At 68.0% G+C, this 18,738-nt stretch carries 20 protein-coding genes; 7 read left to right on the forward strand and 13 right to left on the reverse strand.

Going from position 1 to position 18,738, the window contains the following annotated elements:
• Positions 1-366: 366 nt before the first annotated feature.
• The 4 genes from DES47_RS07655 to DES47_RS29655 are packed head-to-tail and all read right to left on the reverse strand — an operon-like array spanning position 367 to position 5,597.
• A complete protein-coding gene (locus DES47_RS07655; protein ID WP_133700088.1) occupies positions 367-1,545 on the reverse strand; it encodes a CaiB/BaiF CoA transferase family protein in 1,179 nt (392 codons plus the stop codon).
• 12 nt (positions 1,546-1,557) lie between these two features.
• Positions 1,558-2,406, reverse strand: coding sequence for an HTD2 family dehydratase (locus DES47_RS07660; RefSeq protein ID WP_133700089.1), 849 nt, complete (start codon positions 2,404-2,406; stop codon positions 1,558-1,560).
• Between the two features lie 14 nt (positions 2,407-2,420).
• Positions 2,421-3,491, reverse strand: a complete 1,071-nt coding sequence (locus DES47_RS07665) for a porin (protein ID WP_133700090.1) — start codon at positions 3,489-3,491, stop codon at positions 2,421-2,423.
• Between the two features lie 24 nt (positions 3,492-3,515).
• Positions 3,516-5,597, reverse strand: a complete 2,082-nt coding sequence (locus DES47_RS29655) for a 4-oxalomesaconate tautomerase (RefSeq protein WP_133700091.1) — start codon at positions 5,595-5,597, stop codon at positions 3,516-3,518.
• A gap of 88 nt (positions 5,598-5,685) precedes the next feature.
• Between DES47_RS29655 and DES47_RS07675 the strand changes: the two genes are divergently transcribed.
• Positions 5,686-6,600: a LysR family transcriptional regulator gene (locus DES47_RS07675; protein ID WP_133700092.1), complete on the forward strand. Its 915-nt coding sequence runs from the start codon at positions 5,686-5,688 to the stop codon at positions 6,598-6,600.
• Position 6,601: 1 nt separating this feature from the next.
• Here DES47_RS07675 and DES47_RS07680 read toward each other — a convergent pair whose 3' ends face one another.
• Positions 6,602-8,233, reverse strand: a complete 1,632-nt coding sequence (locus tag DES47_RS07680) for a serine hydrolase (RefSeq protein ID WP_166651900.1) — start codon at positions 8,231-8,233, stop codon at positions 6,602-6,604.
• Between the two features lie 248 nt (positions 8,234-8,481).
• On the opposite strand from DES47_RS07680, the gene DES47_RS07685 reads away from it, so the two are divergent.
• The 4 genes from DES47_RS07685 to DES47_RS07700 all read left to right on the forward strand — a co-directional run bounded on the left by DES47_RS07685 (position 8,482) and on the right by DES47_RS07700 (position 11,701).
• On the forward strand, positions 8,482-8,700 hold the full coding sequence (locus tag DES47_RS07685; protein WP_133700094.1) for a TOBE domain-containing protein: 219 nt from the start codon (positions 8,482-8,484) through the stop codon (positions 8,698-8,700).
• A 90-nt stretch (positions 8,701-8,790) separates the two neighbouring features.
• Entirely contained in the window at positions 8,791-10,086 is a 1,296-nt protein-coding gene (locus DES47_RS07690) for an MFS transporter (protein WP_133700095.1), read from the forward strand.
• Positions 10,087-10,103: 17 nt separating this feature from the next.
• On the forward strand, positions 10,104-10,919 hold the full coding sequence (locus tag DES47_RS07695; RefSeq protein WP_133700096.1) for a dienelactone hydrolase family protein: 816 nt from the start codon (positions 10,104-10,106) through the stop codon (positions 10,917-10,919).
• A gap of 29 nt (positions 10,920-10,948) precedes the next feature.
• Complete coding sequence (locus DES47_RS07700) at positions 10,949-11,701, forward strand: ABC transporter substrate-binding protein (RefSeq protein WP_133700097.1); 753 nt, start codon at positions 10,949-10,951, stop codon at positions 11,699-11,701.
• Between the two features lie 3 nt (positions 11,702-11,704).
• On the opposite strand, the gene DES47_RS07705 is transcribed toward DES47_RS07700, so the two are convergent.
• The 5 genes from DES47_RS07705 to DES47_RS07725 form a co-directional block, all read right to left on the reverse strand.
• The gene (locus tag DES47_RS07705; RefSeq protein ID WP_133700098.1) at positions 11,705-12,046 is read right to left on the reverse strand and encodes a thioredoxin family protein; all 342 of its coding nucleotides are present in this window, start codon (positions 12,044-12,046) and stop codon (positions 11,705-11,707) included.
• A 24-nt stretch (positions 12,047-12,070) separates the two neighbouring features.
• Positions 12,071-12,853 (reverse strand): MetQ/NlpA family ABC transporter substrate-binding protein, encoded by a 783-nt coding sequence (locus DES47_RS07710; RefSeq protein WP_133700099.1) that lies wholly within the window; start codon positions 12,851-12,853, stop codon positions 12,071-12,073.
• 52 nt (positions 12,854-12,905) lie between these two features.
• Entirely contained in the window at positions 12,906-13,565 is a 660-nt protein-coding gene (locus DES47_RS07715) for a methionine ABC transporter permease (protein ID WP_133700100.1), read from the reverse strand.
• Entirely contained in the window at positions 13,562-14,617 is a 1,056-nt protein-coding gene (locus tag DES47_RS07720) for a methionine ABC transporter ATP-binding protein (protein ID WP_133700101.1), read from the reverse strand. Before DES47_RS07720 ends, DES47_RS07715 begins: the two co-directional genes overlap by 4 nt.
• A gap of 111 nt (positions 14,618-14,728) precedes the next feature.
• On the reverse strand, positions 14,729-15,718 hold the full coding sequence (locus DES47_RS07725) for a formylglycine-generating enzyme family protein (protein WP_133700102.1): 990 nt from the start codon (positions 15,716-15,718) through the stop codon (positions 14,729-14,731).
• Positions 15,719-15,815: 97 nt separating this feature from the next.
• Here DES47_RS07725 and DES47_RS07730 point away from each other — a divergent pair, with 97 nt between their 5' ends.
• Both DES47_RS07730 and DES47_RS07735 read left to right on the forward strand, forming a co-directional pair.
• The gene (locus tag DES47_RS07730) at positions 15,816-16,463 is read left to right on the forward strand and encodes a sigma-70 family RNA polymerase sigma factor (protein ID WP_133700103.1); all 648 of its coding nucleotides are present in this window, start codon (positions 15,816-15,818) and stop codon (positions 16,461-16,463) included.
• Positions 16,464-16,466: 3 nt separating this feature from the next.
• Positions 16,467-17,168, forward strand: a complete 702-nt coding sequence (locus DES47_RS07735) for an anti-sigma factor (protein WP_133700104.1) — start codon at positions 16,467-16,469, stop codon at positions 17,166-17,168.
• Positions 17,169-17,178: 10 nt separating this feature from the next.
• Here DES47_RS07735 and DES47_RS07740 read toward each other — a convergent pair whose 3' ends face one another.
• The 3 genes from DES47_RS07740 to DES47_RS07750 are packed head-to-tail and all read right to left on the reverse strand — an operon-like array spanning position 17,179 to position 18,696.
• Positions 17,179-17,802: a pyridoxamine 5'-phosphate oxidase family protein gene (locus DES47_RS07740; RefSeq protein ID WP_133700105.1), complete on the reverse strand. Its 624-nt coding sequence runs from the start codon at positions 17,800-17,802 to the stop codon at positions 17,179-17,181.
• Positions 17,803-17,826: 24 nt separating this feature from the next.
• On the reverse strand, positions 17,827-18,195 hold the full coding sequence (locus DES47_RS07745) for a hypothetical protein (protein ID WP_133700106.1): 369 nt from the start codon (positions 18,193-18,195) through the stop codon (positions 17,827-17,829).
• Between the two features lie 15 nt (positions 18,196-18,210).
• A complete protein-coding gene (locus DES47_RS07750; protein WP_133700107.1) occupies positions 18,211-18,696 on the reverse strand; it encodes a nuclear transport factor 2 family protein in 486 nt (161 codons plus the stop codon).
• Between the last annotated feature and the right edge of the window lie 42 nt (positions 18,697-18,738).

Here is an 18,738-nt window from a genome sequence, read left to right on the forward strand (position 1 = left end):
TGAAGCATGAGGCGGCAGGACCGAGGGCGCGCCGGCCGCTGCGGGCTGAAGCCTTGTCCGGCCCTGGACGGGCCGAACTCCGGCTTCCCTATGCCCGCTGCGGCCGGCACACCCTCGGTCCAGCTGCAACGGGTGTGGAGGCTCGCCAATCCGCAAGGCTCGTGCACCACGCGGGGTCGGCGGCCACCAACGCATCCGCAGAGGGGGTGGGGGGCCGGCCACGACGGGCATAAAGAAGCTGGAGGTCGGGCCGAAGGGACCGGCCCAAGCTTCAGCCCGTGGTGGCCGGCCCCCCGCCCCCTCTGCCACCCCATTGCAGCCAAGCGCAAAGCACCGCCACCCTCGGACAAGTCGATCAGTTTCATCTCAGATCGCCTCGGCAGCACGCAGCGACCGTATGGCCTCGACATCCAGGCCCAGTTCGGCCAGGATCGCATCGGTTTGCTCGCCCAGGGCCGGCACCGGGTCCATGCGTGGGCCTTCGTCCCAGGTTCCCGGCGGCAGCAAGGCCGGCACCGGACCCGCCGAGGTGCCCACCTCGCGCCAGCGCTCGCGGGCCTTCAGTTGCGGATGGGCCCAAACGTCGGCCATCGTGTTGACGCGGGCGTTGGCGATCTGTGCCAGCTCCAAGCGTTCGACCACCTGGGCCACCGTCAGCGGCTTGAAGGCCTCGACGATCAGCGCCCGCAGCGCCACCCGTTCGGCCACGCGCTGGGCGTTGCCGGCAAAGCGGGCATCCTGCGCCAGCTCAGGCTGCTGCAAGACCGTGGTGCAGAAGTTCAGCCACTCGCGCTCGTTCTGCAGGCCCATCATCACCGTGCCGCCATCACCGGTCGGGAAGGGGCCGTAGGGGTAGATGGTCGCGTGGCTGGCGCCGGTGCGCGGCGGCGGTGGCGCGCCGTCGAAGGCGTAGTACAGCGGGTAGCTGGTCCACTCGGTCAAGGCCTCCAGCATCGAGATGTCGATGTGCTGGCCCCGGCCAGTCTGGCTGCGTTGCAGCAGCGCGGCCAGGATATTGGTGTAGGCATACATGCCAGCGGCGATGTCTGCAATCGACGAGCCGGCCTTGCTGGGCTCGTCGGCCGTGCCGGTGACCGAGACGAAGCCCGCCTCGCTCTGGATCAGCAGGTCGTAGGCCTTCTTGTCGCGATAGGGGCCGTCGGCCCCGTAGCCTGAGATGTCGCACACGATGATGGCCGGCTTCAGCGCCGCCAGCCGCTCGTAGCCCAAGCCCAATCTCGCCGCGGCGCCGGGGGCCAGGTTTTGCACCACCACGTCGGCCTGCTCCAGCACCAGGCGCTCCAGCACATTGGCGGCCTCGGGGTGCTTGACGTCCAGCGTCAGGCTTTCCTTGGATCGATTGGTCCAGACGAAGTGCGAGGCCAGGCCACGCACCCGGCTGTCATAGCCACGGGCGAAGTCGCCGCTGCCGGGGCGTTCGATCTTGATCACCCGCGCGCCGAGGTCGGCCAGCTGGCGGGTGGCGAATGGCGCCGCGATCGCATGTTCCAGCGTCACGACGGTCAGGCCTTTGAGGGGCTGCATTGCTGTTTCCTTTCAGCGCAGGGTGGCAGTCGCATCCATCGTCAGCCAGCCCTCGTGGTCTTGCGCCCACAGCCGCACGGTCTTGCCGTCGGCGTCGCGCCGGCCGTTGAGGCGGAACGGATGCAGGTCGAAGGTCGGGCGCACCGCCTTGAACTGGAAGCTCGCCACCTGAGCGTCGGGCAGCTGCCGGTGCAGCAGGTCCATCAGCAGCGTGGCGATCAGCGGGCCGTGGACGATCAGGCCCGGATAGCCCTCGACCTCGGTCACGTACTTGCGGTCGTAGTGGATGCGGTGGCCGTTGAAGGTCAGCGCCGAGTAGCGGAACAGCAGCACGTCGTCGGGGACGATCTCGCGCTGCCAGGCCGCGCCTGTGGGGGCGGCCTGCGGCGGCGGCACCACATCGTCCGGCCGCTGCGCCTCGCGATAGACGATGTCATGGAACTCGACCAGGGCCGGCTCGGCCGCCTCGTTGCAGCGCAGCTCGTGCCGCACCTTGACGAACACCAGCGTGCCGCTGCGGCCCTGCTTGCTGTTGACCGATTCGATTGTCGAGGTGCGCGCCACGGAGTCGCCAACGCGCACCGGCGCGCGGAACTCGAACTGGCTGCCTGCCCACATCCGGCGCGGCAGCGGCACCGGCGGCAGAAAGCCACCACGCCGGGCGTGGCCGTCGGCGCCGATCTCCGACTGCCGGTGCAGCGGCAGAAAGTACAGCCAGTGCCACAGCGGTGGCAGCGCGCTGCTTGGTGCTATCGGCGCCGCCGCATAGTCCAGGGTGGCGCGCAGTGCGGCCATCGGCGTGACGGTGATGGTGTCGTGCAGCGTCTCGCTGCGACCCACCCAGGCAGACAAATCGTCCATCGAAAGCCTCTCGTTCAGAAGTTGTGGCGCAGGCCCAGTTCTATACCTCGCGAGCTGCCGCCGCCCGCCAGGCCGGCCGCGCCGCCGGGCACGACATAGGTGGCCGCGCCCTTGTTGGCGATGCGCGAGGCGGTGGCGTACAGCGCGCTGCGCTTGCTCAGTTCGTGGACATAGCCGACCGCCAGCTGCTGCGCATCGTTGGCGTCGATGACGGTCGCGCCAACTTTGCCGGACAGATCGACCCGGTTCAGCGACAGCTTCAGCTGGCCCTTGCCCAGCGGAATCCAGGCGCCGAGCAAGGTGCTGGTCTGTTTGGCGGTGTTCCACTTGAACTGGCGCACTGCAGCGGACAGCTGCAAGATGCCGAAGTCATAGTTGCCGGCGATGACCTGATCGCTGAAGGCATGGCCGGCCGTCAGATTGTTCTCGCTGCGCGCGGCGGCAGCCGACACATTGAAGCCCTTGCCGCTGAAACCCAGGCGCAGGCCCTTCACCTTGTTCTGCCCGGTGGCCGTGGTGCCACCCTCGCCGGCCGCCAGCATCAGGCCGCCTTCGAGGCCGCCGAGGCCGCTGGGCAAGAGCAGCTGCACCGAGTCGCTGGAGCGCACCGTGGTGTTCAGGCCGGAGCCGAAGGCCGCCCGTATCGGCCCGTTCGGCGTGGCGGAGATGAAGTTGTTCGATCCGCCGACACCGACATAGCTGAACGGGTCGTAGCGGCTCCAGTTCGAGTAGGTGGGCACGAAGTCGCGGCCGGCGCGGAGCTCGCCCCATTCCTTGCTGACCAGGCTGACGGTGGAGCGACGGTCCCAGAACTGGGTGGCCGAGGCCTGCGTGCCGGCATCAAGCAGCAGGCCGTGCTCCAGATGGAAGCCGGCCGACAGGCCGCCGCCCAGGTCCTCGGTGCCACGGATGATGATGCGGCTGGTGGCATTGGCGCCGCTGACCAGGGAGCTGACCGAGCCGCGGCCCGTGTTGCTGACCTGGCGCACTGCGGCATCGGCGACGCCGGCCAGGGTGACGTTCTGTGACCAGGCCGGGCTGGCGGCCAGCAGCAGGGTTGCCGTGGCGATGAGGCTTCGTTTCATGGGTGTCTCCGTTGTTGTGGTTGATCAGTCGGCGGTCAGCTTGGCCTGCGCGACGACGCGCTTCCACTTCGCCAGCTCGCTCTTGACCAGGGCGCTGAGTTGCTCCGGCGTGCTGGTCTCGACATCGGCGCCGTGGTCCTCGATGCGCTTGACCAGCTCCTTGTCGTTGAGCACCTGGTTCAGCGCCTTGTTGATCTGGTCGACGATGGCCTTGGGCGTCTTGGCCGGCGCGAACAGGCCGTACCACTGCATCACATCGACGCCATCGACGCCGGCCTCCTTCAAGGTCGGCACATCGGGCAGGTAGGACACCCGCTTCGGCCCGGCAATGGCCAGCGCGCGCAGCTTGCCTGTCTTCACGTGGGGCAGCGCGGTGAACAGGCTGGGGAACATGAACTGTGTCTGCCCACCGATGGTGTCCGACACCGCCGGTGCCGAGCCCTTGTAAGGGATGCCGGTCATCTTCACGCCCGCGTTGAGCAGGAACAGCTCGGCCGCGAAGTGCGGCGCCGTTCCATTGCCGGCCGAGGCATAGCTGTAGGAGTCGGGCTTGGCCTTCAGCTGGGCCACCAGATCCTTGACGTCCTTGATCGGTGCCTTGGCGGTGGCCACCATCAGGGTCGGCGAGTAGCCGACCAGGCCGATGGGCTCGTAGTCGTTGACCGGGTCGTAGCGCAGCTTCTGCAGCGCCGGATTCATGCTGTGCGTGGCGATATAGCCGAAGAACAGCGTGTGGCCGTCGGGCGTGGCGCGGGCGACGAACTCGCTGGCGATCGAGCCGTTGGCGCCGGCGCGGTTGTCGATGATGATGTTCTGGCCCAGCAGTGGCCCGAGCTTCTGCGCAATCGTTCGCGCCATTGCGTCATTGCCTCCGCCGGCGGCGGTGGGCACGACCAGGGTGATGGTCTTGTCGGGGTAGGCGAAGGCAGCACTGGCGGCTGCGGCGAGGGCGGCGGCGAGCACCGGCGGGGTCAGCTTCTTCATCGTCAACATGGGTTTGTCTCCATTGGTGTCTGCGCAAAGAGGTCTTGAGAACACGTAGTCCGGCAGGTGCAACTCGCCCTGCAGAATCTTTCGGGCGGTGCGCACCAGGGCCGCGCGTTCGATGCGCGCGTGCTGGCCCTCACCGTGCACGGCCACCTCCACTTCGATGCGGCCCTGCGGGTGCAGCACGGCGATGCCGCGCACGCCTTGCGGGGCGGGGTCGCCGCTGGCCACCGTGCCCGGCAGCGCGAAGGCGGTGGCCACGCCGATGGCGCCGGTCACCGCATGGGAGGCATGGCAGCGCCGGGGCGTGAAGTAGCGTGAGCGGATGCTGTTGACGTCATCGCCGGGGCTGACGATCACCGGCTTGGGGATCACGCTGGTCGAGACATCGCCCAGGCCCATCAGCTCGCCGGCGGCGCGGCGCAGTTGTTCGAGCCGGTCGAGCAAGGCGCGGTTGGCATCCAGCTCGGCCGGGGCCTCGCGGCCGCTCAGGCCTAGCTCGGCGGCCTGCACGATCATCAGTGGCATGGCGGCATCGATGCAGGTCAGCGCCACGCCGTCTATGTGGTCGATGCGCCGGCCGGTGGGGAACAACGAGCCAGTGATTGCGCCCCAGGCGTCGAGAAAGTTCAGCCGTATCGGCGCGGCCGTGCCGGCCACGCCGTCGATGCTGGTCTGGCCGTCGTAGCGGATGCGGCCGTTCGGCGTGAGCACCGTCACGTCGATGCGCGAGCGGGTGTTGACGTTGAACACACGCACCGTCGTCTCGCCATCCTGCGCCTCGACCAGGCCCTGCTCGATGGCAAAGGGCACGACGCCGGCCAGCATGTTTCCGCAGTTGGGCCGCGTGTCCACCGAGCGCTGGCCGACGCCGACCTGGGCGAACAGATAGTCCACTGCGCAGCCTGGTTCGCTGGAGCGCGAGACGATGGCGACCTTGCTGGTCAGCGAGTTGCCGCCGCCGACGCCGTCCACCTGCAGCAGGTCGGATGCGCCGATCGCGCCGATCAGCACCTCGTCGCGCAGCTGCTCGTCTTCGGGCAGCCAGTCGCGCAGGAAGAACGGGCCGCGGGAGGTGCCGGCACGCATCAGAACGCAGGGCAGGGTGTGTGTTTCCATGGCCCGAATGTTGGTTGATCGATCCATGCATGGGAATTGCATAGTTATGATCAATTGATCCACTAAACACATCAATGCCGGAGCCGCCATGGCCATCAACTTCGATCTCAACGACCTGCTGGCCTTCCGCGCCGTGGCCGAGCTGGGCAACTTCCGACGCGCTGCCGAGGCGGTGCATATCTCGCAGCCGGCCTTCAGCCGGCGCATCGAGAAGCTGGAGCAGGCGCTGGGGGCCAAGCTGCTGGAGCGCACCACGCGGCGCGTCAGCCTGACGGCGGTGGGCCGAGATTTCGCACGCAAGGTACAGCAGCTGCTCGATGACCTGGACACCACCTTGCTGGGCATACGCGGCATCGCGGCCACCCGGCTGAGCGAGGTGACGATCGCCTGCGTGCCGTCAACGGTCTACTACTACCTGTCGCGGGTGATCGTGCGCTACCGCGAGAGCTATCCGAAGATCCGCTTGCGCGTGTTCGATGCGGGGGCCAACGAGGTGCTGAATGCGGTGGCGCGGGGCGAGGCCGACTTCGGGCTGAACTTCATCGGCAGCCAGGAGCCGGATATCGATTTCCACCCGCTGCTGGAAGAGCGCTTCGTCGCAGCCTGTCGGCGCGACCATGCGCTGGCGCGCAGGCGCTCGGTCAGCTGGACGGAGCTGGCGGCCTATGACTTCATCGCCGTGGCCAAGTCATCCGGCAACCGGTTGCTGCTGGACCAGGCCCTGGCTGGCCTGCCCGGGCGGCCGGAGAGTGTCTATGAGGCCCAGCATGTGACCACGCTGCTGGGCCTGGTCGAGGCGGGCCTGGGCGTGGCGGCCGTGCCCTCGCTGGCGATGCCGGGCAAGGACCATCCGCTGCTGGTCAGCGTGCCCCTGCAGGATCCGGTGGTGACCCGCCATGTCGGGCTGATACGGCGCAAGAGCCGCACCCTGTCACCGGCGGCGCAGCAGCTCTGGGACTTCTTTGTCGAGATGAAGCAGCCTGCCGGGCGCAAGGCGCGCTGAGTTACTTTCTCTTCCCGTCCAGCTTCTGGCCACCCTGCAACAGGGTGGCGCTGACGACCTCGCCGCCGGCTCCCCGCTTGAACTCGACCACCGCGCCGACGGCCTTGATCTCGATGCGGTCGGTGCCGCTCACCTGCGCCGCTATGGCCGGCTGGCCGGTGCCCTGCACCAGCAGCTTGCCATCGGCCTCGAACACGCGCAGGCTGAACTGCGGCGCCAGTTGGTAGTCGCCGGCCCAGTCCTTCCACAGCGGGTTGGTGGCGGTGGGAGCGCGCTGGCTGCCCTTGCGCACACCCTCCAGCACGCCACCGCCCTGGCGCCAGGCAAAGCGATCGACGCGGCCATCGGCCAGCACCGGCGTCAGCAGGGCGCTGACAGCGGTGGGGTAGAAGTCGCCATGGCTGTCGTACAGCAGCTCCAGCGCCGGCTGGCCCTCGGCCTGGCCCATCAGGCGGCCGTCCTGCTCGAAGATGCGCGCGTTCAGGCCGGCCAGCTCGTACTCGCCCAGCAGGGCCTTGCGCAGCGCTGGCGGTGGGGTGGCGGCCAGGCGCGGCTTGGTAGGCGGCATGGCGGGGTCCAGCAGGGCCAGGCCGATGTCGCCGAGGCCACCGAGGTCGGTCAGCGCCGTGTCGGCCAGTATCACCAGTGCGCGCTGCCTGGCGGGCTCCAGCGCCAGCAGCGAGGAGAAGCCGCCGGTGCCGCCCTCATGCACCAGCAGTTTGTGGCCCTGGATATCCAGCACCGCCCAGTTCATTGCAAAGCCATGGGCCAGCGGCCGGTGTGTGGCCTGCAGCCGCGCCAACAGCGGCGTGTCGAGTATGCCGAGCTGGGCCTGGGCGTACCTGATCATGTCGTCCAGGGTGGCGCGCACCATGCCCACACCGGCCAGATTGGGCGTGATGGTCCAGGCGGAGGTGGCCGTGCTGGAGGGCAGATGGCCCTGGGCCTGCGGCACACCGGCAGGCGCCCGGGCGATGAAGGCGCCATTCATTTGCAAGGGCTCGAACAGCTTGCGGCGCAGCGCAGCCTCGAAATCGCCGCCATGGGCCCTGGCCACCGCCAGCGACACCACCATCATGCCGAAGTTGGAGTACTCGGCCTGGCTGCCGATGGGACGGCTCAGCTGCACATCGGCCAGCGAGGCCAGCAGCTCCGCCTCGCTCAGATCGGCATAGGGATTGGCGGGGTTAGTCGAGCGCATCCGCGAGGGCAGGGACGGCAGGCCGGCGCTGTGGGTCAGCAGGTCACGCACCAGGATCTGGCGCTCGCCCTGGCGGGGCACGGTGGTGCCGGCCGGCAGATGCTTGGCAATCGGGTCGTCGAGCGACCAGCGGCCGGTGGCGATCAGGTCCGAGACCAGAAAGGCCGTCATCGTCTTGCTGATCGAGCCGATCTCGAAGGCCGCGTCGGCGCCGGGCCCGCCATCGACGCGGGGCCTCGCGCAGTAGCGGCCGCGGCTGACCTGCTGGCCCTCGACCAGCGCCGCCAGCACGCAGGCGCCCGTGCGGTCCTGCTTGAAGCGGGCTTCCAGCGTGGCGGTCAGGCGCTCGGTGCTGCTGGCCAGCGCCGGCTGCGTGCCCAGCAGCTGGGCCGCTACGGCGATCAGCAGCGATTTGATACCAAGACGTTTCATGGGGCTCCCTCGTGAATCTTGTGATCGCCCGCGATGACAACGCGAAACCGGGCCGGTCTGGCGGGGTGGTCGGGAAGTATCGCAATTCGCTGCGCGACGCGTCGGTTCGCGCGCCCCTTCGTCAAGCTGACGACTGACGCGGCGCATGAATATGCAAAGTCAAAACAATTGGTTCACCGGCGCGGGGTGGCTGGCTATCGTGAGCCCATGGCTTCGGTCCGGAGCCACATCACAATCAGGAGTTTCAAGTGACCATCACCGCCATCAATGTACGCAACCAGTTCCGCGGCAAGATCAAGGAAGTGATCGAGGGGCCGGTGGTCAGCGAGGTGGACGTGGAAACGCCCAGCGGCCTGATCGTCACCTCGGTCATCACGACGAGGTCGGTCAAGGAGCTGGGCCTGAAGCCGGGCAAGGAGGTGATCGCCCTGGTCAAATCGACCGAGGTGTCCATCGCGACCCTGTAAGGTGCCGGCGCCCGAGGGGGCGTTCGGCGTATGGCGCGCGCTGCGCCATCTGCTATGGTTTGAGCGACCCCCTCTTGAATCCGGAGTCGCATGCCTGTGCTGAGTTCCCCTGCCCTGGGCGTGCTGCGCCACCGAAATTTCACGCTCTATCTGGCTGCCCGGGTGCTGGGCGCGCTGGCGGTGCAGATGCAGAGCGTGGCCGTGGGCTGGCAGATCTACGAGATCACCGGCAGCCTGCTGGACCTGGGCCTGGTCGGCCTGGCCCAGTTCCTGCCGTTCGTGCTCTTGATACTGCCGGCCGGCCAGGCCGCCGACCGGCTGGACCGCGGCCGCATCATCACCTGCTGCCTGGCCGTCAATCTGCTGTGCGCGCTGTTGCTGTTTGCCTTTACGCTGTCTGATCTTCACGTGGTCTGGCCCGTGTTTGCGGTGCTGGTGCTGTTCGGCGGCGCGCGTGCCTTCGGCATGCCGGCCTCCCAGGCCATCCTGATCAATCTGGTGCCGGCCGGCAGCTTTGCCCAGGCGGTGGCGCTGAGTTCCTCGGCCTTTCATGTGGCGGTGATCGCCGGGCCGGTGCTGGGCGGCCTGCTCTATCTGGCCGGGCCGCTGGTGGTCTACGGCGTGGTCGCGGCCCTGCTGGCCGGCAGCGTGCTGCTGATGCTGGGCACCCATGGCGAGCGCGTCGTTGCCAGCCAGGAGCCGGCCTCCCTGCGCAATGTGCTTGACGGTCTGCGCTTCGTGTTCTCGCGCCCGGTGATGCTGGGGGCGATCTCGCTTGACCTGTTTGCCGTGCTGTTCGGCGGCGCCACCGCCCTGCTGCCGGCGGTGGCTCGCGACGTGCTGCAGGTCGACGCCACCGGCCTGGGCCTGCTGCGCAGCGCCCCGGCCGTCGGCGCGGCACTGACCACCGCCGTGCTGGCGGCCTGGCCGCTGCGCCGCCATGTCGGGCTGTGGATGTTCGGCGGTGTGGCCCTGTTCGGCGTGGCGACGATAGCCTTCGGCGCCTCGACCTGGTTGCCGCTGTCGCTGTGCGCCCTGGTGCTGATGGGCGCCGGTGACATGGTCAGCGTCTATGTGCGCCACATTTTGGTGCAGTCAGAGACGCCGGACGCGATACGTGGCCGTGTCAGCGCCGTCAGCGCGGTGTTCATCGGCGCATCCAATGAGCTGGGCGAGTTCGAGTCGGGCCTGACGGCCGGTTGGTTCGGCCTGGTGCCGGCCATCCTGCTGGGCGGCGTCGCCACGCTGGCCGTGACCGGGCTGTGGATGTGGCGCTTCACGCCGCTGCGCCGCATGGACCGCTTCCCCGAGGCCCTGCACGGCACGGCCGTCAGCCAGACGACAGGCTTGGGCGCAGACAATAGTCCGAGCGCCAAGCCGACCTGAATCGAACCCCAGCCGCCATGAGCCAAGCCTATTCCGACGCCCTGCGTGCCCGCTTTGCCACCGCGGTGCAGCCGGTCGCGGCCGACACTCTGGTGCTGACCGATGCCGAGTCCCTGGTGCAGGGCGACTCGGTGGTGGCCACGCCCACCGGCAAGCTGCCCGTCTACTGGGCCAAGCCCAAAGGAGCGGGGCCGTTTGCGGTGGTGCTGGTGGTGCATGAAATCTTCGGCGTGCACGAACACATCCGCGATGTCGTGCGCCGCCTGGCCCACCTGGGCTATCTGGCCATCGCGCCCGAGCTGTACTTCCGCCAGGGCGATGCCTCCAAGGCCACCAGCATGGACGAGCTGCGCGACAAGATCTATTCCCAGGTGCCGGACGCCCAGGTGCTGTCCGACCTCGACCAATGCCTGGCCTGGGCCGCATCGCATGGTGGCGATACGGCCCGTGCGGCCATCACCGGCTTCTGCTGGGGCGGGCGCATTACCTGGCTGTACGCCGCCCACCAGCCGCGGCTGCGCGCCGCCGTGGCCTGGTACGGCAAACTGACCGGGCCGACCAATGTCTTCCATCCCCGCCATCCGGTCGATGTGGTGGACACCTTGAAAGCGCCGGTGCTGGGGCTATATGGGGGGCAGGACAGCGGCATTCCGCTGGAACATGTACAACAGCAGCATGTGGGGCTGCGGCTGAATGGCGGCGGCTCCAGGCTGCACGTCTACCCAGACGCGCCGCATGCGTTTTTTGCCGATTACCGGCCCAGCTACCGCGAGGCCGAGGCCCGCGACGGCTGGCGGCGCATGCACGCCTGGTTGAAGCAGCATGGTGTTTGAGTCGCAGGAGTTGCAGTAGGAGTGGCAGTATGAGTTTTGTGACGAGACCTGACCCCACGGCGGAGCTGCTGCAGCAGCTCGCCCCCGTCGGCCGGCTGCGCGCCGCCATCAACTATGGCAACCCGGTGCTGGCCCAGAAAGACGCCATCAGCGGCGAGCCGCGCGGCGTGTCCGTGGACCTGGCCTACGCGCTGGGCCAGCAGCTGGGCCTGGCGGTCGAGCTGGTCGGCTACGACATTGCCGGCAAGGTGCTGGAAGCTGTGGATGATCAAGCCTGGGACGTGGCCTTCCTGGCCATAGACCCGCAGCGCGCCACGCAGATCAGCTTCACCTCACCCTATGTGCTGATCGAGGGCGGCTATCTGGTGCCCAACAATTCACCGTTCCTGATGCCGTCCGAGCTGGACCGCGCCGGCGTGCGCATCGCCGTCGGCAAGGGCGCCGCCTACGACCTGTATCTGAGCCGCACCTTGAAGGATGCACAGCTGGTGCGCGCGCCCACCTCGGCCGCGGCCATCGAGCTGTTCGTCAGCGAGGGTCTGGACGCCGCCGCAGGCGTCAAGCAGCCCTTGGCTGCCTATGCCGCCAGCCACCGCAATGTGCGCGTGCTGGAGGGCCGCTTCATGGCCATCGAGCAGGCCATGGCTTTGCCGGCAGGCCGGCCGCTGGCTCAGCAGTATCTGCAGGCCTTCATCGAGCAGCACAAGGCCAGCGGCTTTGTGGCCGACGCCTTGGCGCGCAGCGGTCAGGGCGACGTTACGGTGGCGCCCGCGCAGCGCTGAAACTCAGTCGCTGGCTGGGCGCAGCCGCTGCCACAGCTGCTGCGCCGCGGCGTCCTTGACGGCGGCAGATGGGTTGCCGCCCAGCGAGGCCAGCAGCCGCGTCAGCGTCGGCGCATGGGGCGTGACCGGCCCGGCGAACTGCAGGGCAGTGCCCTGCCCGGCCAGCAGGCAGGGGAAGGTTTCGACCTCGTAGTCGTCCACCAGCGCGCTCTGCTCCTCGATGTCCACCCAGACGAAGCGCCAGTCGGGGAACTGCTGCGCCACCGCGTCGAAGGTGGCGCGGTAGCCGTCGCAGGTGCGGCACCAGGCCGCACACAGGCAGACGATCAAGGGGGCGGTGCTCATGCCTCTAGCATCGCTCAAGTCCGGTCAGAACGCCGGCACCACCGCGCCCTTGTACTTCTCCTCGATGAACTTCTTCACCTCGGGCGACTGCAGCGCGGCGGACAGCTTCTTCACCGCGGCGGCGTCCCGGTTGTCCGGCCGGGTCACCAGGGCATTGGCGTAGTAGGACTTGCCGGTCTCGAAGAAGATCGCGTCGCGGGCCGGCACCAGCTTGGCTTCGAGCGCGTAGTTGGTGTTGATGATGGCCGCGTCCACCTGGTCGAGCACGCGCGGCAGTGCGGCGGCGTCGAGCTGGCGGATCTTCAGCTTCTTCGGGTTGGTGACGATGTCGCGCTCGGTGGCCAGGATATTGCCCGGGTCCTTCAAGGTGATCAGGCCCTGGCCGGCCAGCAGCAGCAGCGCCCGGCCGGTGTTGGCAGGGTTGTTGGGCACGGCGATGGTGGCGCCCACCGGCAGCTCGGCGGCCGACTTGTGCTTGCGCGAATAGGCGCCGAAGGGCTCGATGTGCACCGGCGTCAGCAGCACCAGATTCGTGCCCTTGTTCTTGTTGTACTCATCCAGATAGGGCTTGTGCTGGAAGAAGTTGCCGTCCAGGCGCTTCTCGCTGACCTGCACATTGGGCTGGATGTAGTCGTCGAACACCTTGACGTCCAGCTCCACGCCCTCCTTGGCCAGGCGGGGTTTGACGAATTCCAGGATCTCGGCATGCGGGATCGGACTGGCGGCAATGCTCAGCTTCTCGGCCTGGGCGGCGAAGGTGGAGAAGGCCAGCAGTGCGGCGGCCAGCAGGGACAGTTTTTTCGACATGGGTGTTCCTTGTGGGAAAGTTTTAAAAGACTCGGGGGTACGAGAAGGGGTTTCAGCGCCGCGCCACGCGCAGCACCAGCCGGTCGCCGGCGAACTGGATCGCCTGCACCAGCAAGATCAAGAGGAGCACGGTGACGGCCATCACATCGGTCTGGAAGCGCTGGTAGCCGTAGCGGATGGCCAGGTCGCCGAGGCCGCCGCCGCCGATGGCGCCCGACATGGCCGAGTACGACACCAGGGCGATGGCCGTCACCGTGACGGCCGCCAGCAGGCCCGGCAGCGCCTCGGGCAGCAGGCCGTTCCAGATGATCTGGTGCGTCTTGGCGCCCATCGCCTGGCAGGCCTCGATCACGCCCTTGTCCACCTCGCGCAGCGTGTTCTCGACCAGGCGCGCGAAGAAGGGCGTGGCGCCCAGCACCAGCGGCGGTATCGCACCGGGCACGCCTATCGAGGTGCCGACCAGCCAGACGGTCAGCGGCAGCATCACGATCAGCAAAATCACAAAGGGCAGCGAGCGCAGCACATTGACCACCAGCGACAGCACCGCGTAGACCGGGCGATTGGCCAGCAGCTGGCCGCGGCCGCTGAGGAACAGCAGCACCCCCAGCGGCAGGCCCAGCAACACGGTGAAGGCCAGCGACACGCCGCTCATGCTGAGCGTGTCCAGCGTGGCCTCGCCGATCTCGGGCCAGTTCAGGTTGTCAAAGCTCATGCGGCGGCCTCCAGCGGTTCGTCCAGCAGCTCGAAGCGGATGTCACGCTGGCGCAGCGCCTGCTGCAGTTTGGCCAGCAGGGTCGGGTCTTGCTCGGTGTGCAGCAGCTCCACCACCAGCTGGCCGAAGGGCCGGCCCTTGATGCGGCCTATCGTGCCCTGCAGCACATTCAGCTGCAGATGCAGTTCCAGCGACAGCTGACTGAGCAGCGGCTGCGTGGCGGCCTCATCGAGAAAGCTCAGGCGCAGCAGCGGGCCGTGGGTGGAGGCGCCCAGCTCGGCGCGCAGGCTCTGCAGATCGGTGGCCCCGGCCTGGTGGCTCTCGGCCAGCAGCGCCCGGGTCACCGCATGCTGCGGGAACAGGAACACATCGGCCACCTCGCCGGTCTCGATCAGCTGGCCGCGCTCGAGGATGGCGACGCGGTCGCAGACGGCGCGTATCACGTCCATCTCGTGGGTGATCAGCACGATGGTCAGCTGCAGGCGGCGGTTGATGTCCAGCAGCAGGCGCAGGATGGACTGGGTGGTCTCGGGGTCCAGCGCCGAGGTGGCCTCGTCGCACAGCAGCACATCGGGCTGGTTGGCCAGCGCGCGAGCAATGCCGACGCGCTGCTTCTGCCCGCCCGACAACTGGGCCGGGTGCTGGTGGCGCTGCTCGGCCAGGCCCACCAGCTGCAGCAGCTCCTCGACCCGCGCGTCCATCTGTGCGGCGCTGAGCTCGCCGCCCAACTTCAGCGGAAAGCGGATGTTCTCGGCCACCGTCTTGGCCTGAAGCAGGTTGAAGTGCTGGAACACCATGCCGACGCGGCGGCGCAGGCGCTGCAGGCCGGCGCTGTCCAGCGCGGTGATGTCCTGCCCGCCGACGATGATCTGGCCGCTGCTGGGCCGCTCGAGCAGGTTGAGCGTTCGCACCAGCGTGCTCTTGCCGGCGCCCGAGCGGCCTATGATGCCGAAGACCTCGCCGGCGCGGATCTCCAGGCTGATGTTGTCCAGCGCCGTCCGCGGTTCACCGTTGATCTGGAATGTTTTGCTGACTTTGCTGATACGAATCACGGGGAACAGAGCGCACGGCCGAATATTTTCAAGAGCCGCGAATCTATCCAAGCCGTCCCGAAAAGGGAAAGCCTCATTCGTAATTAGGTAATAACCCGAATGCCCATATCGTCAATCGGCCTCGCGCAGCAGGCGCATGCCGACCAGGGTGTAGCGGGTGGCGGCGCTGTTCCAGTTACGGTAGGACGAGCGGGCGTAGAAGGCCCAGGTGTGCCAGGAGCCACCTCGGCGCACGCGCACGCTTCCATCGGCCGGGCCCTGCGGGTCGTCCACCGGCGACTTGGCGTAGTAGTCGTCGCCATGCCAGTCGGCCACCCATTCCCAGGCATTGCCGTGCATATCGTATAGGCCCCAGGGGTTTGGCGCGAAGCTGCCCACCGGTGCGGTGAACGCGTAGCCATCGGCGCCCTGCAGCGCGAACTGCTGCCATTTGGGCCAGTTCCGCTTCGAGTCGGCGTCGAAGATATTGGCCATGCGCAGCAGTGACTGGGGGTCGTCGCCGCTGGCATAGCGGGTGCGCGTGCCGGCGCGGCAGGCGTACTCCCACTCGGCCTCGGTGGGCAGGCGGTAGGTCCTGCCCTCGGTCTTGCTCAGCCAGGCGGCCAGGGCGACGGCGTCGTTCCAGGTCACGTTCAGCACCGGGTGCTGGTCGGTCTGGGCAAAGCCGGGGTTCTGCCAGGAGTACTTGGGGTCGCGGCCCTCGAAGGCGTCGCCGCGCTTCGACATCGCCGGGTCGTAGGCCGGGTTGTAGCCATAGCCGCCGGTGCCATCGGCAATCGATTCGGGCACATGGCCCGAGGCGGCCAGAAATCGCCGGAACTGCCCCACCGTCACCTCGTGCTGGCCCAGATAGAAGGGCTTGGTGATGCGCACGCGGTGCGGCGGGCCCTCGTCGCCGAGCTGGGTGAAGCGCTCGGGCTCGTACTGCGGATAGGCCTTGGCCAGCTGCTCGGGCGGCTCGGCGCTGCCCATCACGAACTCGCCCGCCGGGATGCGCACGAACTTCATGCCCAGCGAGTTCTCCAGCAGGGCCGGTGGTTCGGCGGACAGCGCGTCGCCGAGCAGCGCGATCAATAGCAGGGGTGACAAAGAGGCACGCATCAACTTTTCCAGAGAGAGCAAAGCAAGTGCAGTCTAGGGCTTGCATCCAGAACGCCAAAGGCCGCGTACAAGCTCGTTCAGCACCCTAGAATCCATCATGCCCATGCCCGCCCAAGACTGGTCACAAAACAGCAAAGAGCTGTCGCAGCTGCTGGCCCGCGTCGGTCTCGGCGACCGTGAGGCCTTCGCCAAGCTCTATGAACGCAGCAGTGCCAGGCTGTTCGGCGTGGTGCTGCGCATCCAGCGCGACCAGGCCGCGGCCGAGGACATTCTGCAAGAGGTGTTCGTCAAGGTCTGGCGGTCCGCCGCGGGCTTCGACGCCGCCCAGAGCCAGCCGCTGACCTGGTTGACCAGCGTGGCGCGCAATGCCGCCATCGACAGCCTGCGCCGCCAGCAGACCCAGCCGCAGATCCAGGCCAGGCACCGCGCCGACGATGACGACGACGCACCCGACGCCGTCGATCTGGCCGCCGACGAGGCGCCCGGACCGTTGGAGCTGCTGAGCCGTGCCACCGAGGCGCGGGCGCTGAACCACTGCATGCAGGACCTGAACGCGATGCAGAAGCAAAGCCTGGCCCTGGCCTTTTACGACGGTCTCAGCCATGCCGAGGTGGCCGAGAAGATGGCCCAACCGCTGGGCACGGTGAAGAGCTGGGTGCGGCGCGCGCTGCTGTCACTGAAGAACTGCCTGGAGCATGCGCAGCTGCGTGACGTTGATGCCGGCATGTCCGCCAGGCAGGGTTGAGCAATGGACTACAGTCGCCCCCAACTCGCCGACCGCCTGGCCGCCGCCTATGCCGCCGGCACCCTTCGCGGCCCGGCCCGCCGCCGCTATGAAGCCTTGCTACCGGCACACCCCGCGCTACGTCATGCGCTGCACAGCTGGCAGGCCAGGCTGATGCCCTTGAGTACCAGCGTGCCACCTGTCACACCGCCGCCGGTGGTCTGGCAGCGCATCCAGCAGCAGTTGGGCCATCTGAACCCCGCGCCGGCCGTGCAGCGCTGGTGGCAGGGCCTGAGCTTCTGGCGCGCGCTGTCGGGCCTGAGCACCGCCGCCGTCGTCGGCCTGGCCGTGCTGATAGCCGTGCCCGAACCGGTGCAGCCGCCCATCGTCGTGGTGCTGGAGTCCACGCAGGACCCGGCCGCTACCGGCGGCGTGATGAACGCCCGCTTCGTCGCCAGCATCAGCCCCGATGGCCGCGCCGTTGTCACCCGTGCGCTGCAGCCGGTCAGCCTGGAGGCCGATCGTGCGCTGGAGCTGTGGGCCGTGCCTCCGCAGGGCGCCCCGCGCTCGCTGGGCCTGATCGCCGCCCAGGGTGCTTCGCTGGTGCAGAAGAGCCGCGTGCCGCCTGGCACGGCGGCGCTGGCGGTGAGCCTGGAACCATCCGGCGGCTCCACCACCGGCGCACCGACCGGGCCGGTGCTCTACGTCGGCAAGATCGGCATCTGATCGAATTCGTTCAGTAAAGGGTCTTGGCCTGCCGGGCCGGCGCCTCGCGGTCGTACAGCGCGCCATCGATCGCGGCATCGGTCAGCGCCTCCAATATCGCGCCAGCGCTGGGCACCTCGGGCTTGGCATCCCTGGCGTCCCACAGCCGGGAGCGCTGAATCGCCCGGGCGCACTGGAAAAAGACGCGCTCGATGTCGATCATGATCACGCACTGCGGCAGCTTGCCGGCCATCGCGCAGCGCTCCAGCAGCTCCGGCGCGACGCTGATGCTTGCGCGGCCATTGACGCGTAGCGTCTCGCCGACACCGGGGATCAGGAACAGCAGGGCCACGCGCGGGTCGGCCATGATGTTGCGCAGGCTGTCGATGCGGTTGTTGCCGCGGCGCTCGGGCAGCAGCAGGGTCTTGTCATCGAGCACCTGCACAAAGCCCGGCGGATCGCCGCGCGGCGAGGCGTCCAAGCCCTCCGGCCCGGCCGTGGCCAGGGTGACAAAGGGCGAGGCCTGGATCAGCGCCGCATAGCTGGGGTGCAGATAGGCCACCTCCTTCTTCAGCGAGGCCTCGCCGACGGCGCCGAACAGCGCTTCGAGCTGGGTCAGGGTGTGGACCAGGTGGGGGTCGTTGCCATGGTTCATGGTGGGGTGATTCCTGGAAGCAATTCACGGGCCGCTGCGGGCGGCGATTACCAGTACACCGATCAGCAGGAAGACGACCCACGACAAGTGCCTGCCGCGCGTGAAGTAGAGCGGAAATGCGGCCGATACCAGCGAGGTGACGCCGATAGCGGTCAACACCTGGTCCTTGCCCACCGTGCCGCTCCAGGCAGCAAAGACCAGGTAGGCCAGCCCCCACCAAGCCACGGTCGTCAGGTGCCAGACAAAACGCAGCGTGCCGATGGTGAAAGCCGTGCTGCCGAGCAGCTTGGGCAGATCCTGGCGCTTGAAGAGGCGCATCAGCAGGTAGCGCTCACCCAGGTAGGAGTGGGCCAGGCCGGTGGCGATGAGCAGGACGAGCGCGAGCGGAAGCATGTGCGGTGGGCCGCCTCAAGGCGTGGCCGGATCCCAGTGCTCGGCGATCTTGCCGCCCTCGATACGGAACATGTCGAACCAGGTGGTGCTGTACTTCTTCTGCGAGTCCTTGGGGTCGGTGCCGGTGCGCGCGAATGACAGCACGACCAGATCGCCCTCGGCGGTGATGGCCACCAGCGGCGCGCGCACCCTGTCCTGTATCGGCTTGGGATTGGCGAACTGAGAGAACACGCTAACGAAGCCGGCGCGGCCGGTGGGCACGGTGGGGTTGTGCTGGATATAGCCTTCGCTCAGGTATTTGTCGACCATTTCCATATGGCCGCCCTCGAACACCTCACGCCAGAAGTCATAGACCAGGCGCTTGTTGGCGGCCAGGCGCGGGTCGGCGCTGGCCAGCATCGTCGCGTGGTCGGGGTTGGCTTGCACCGGCACCTGGGCCAGGGTGGGCAAGGTCAGCGCCGAGCACAGGGCAGCAAGCACGAACAGACGGGTCAAGGCCATGGGGGCTTTCGTGGGTGGTGATGATGGCCTCCCAGTATCCTT

Source organism: Roseateles toxinivorans (genome assembly GCF_004362525.1).
In the GTDB taxonomy this organism is placed as follows: Bacteria; Pseudomonadota; Gammaproteobacteria; order Burkholderiales; family Burkholderiaceae_C; genus Paucibacter; species Paucibacter toxinivorans.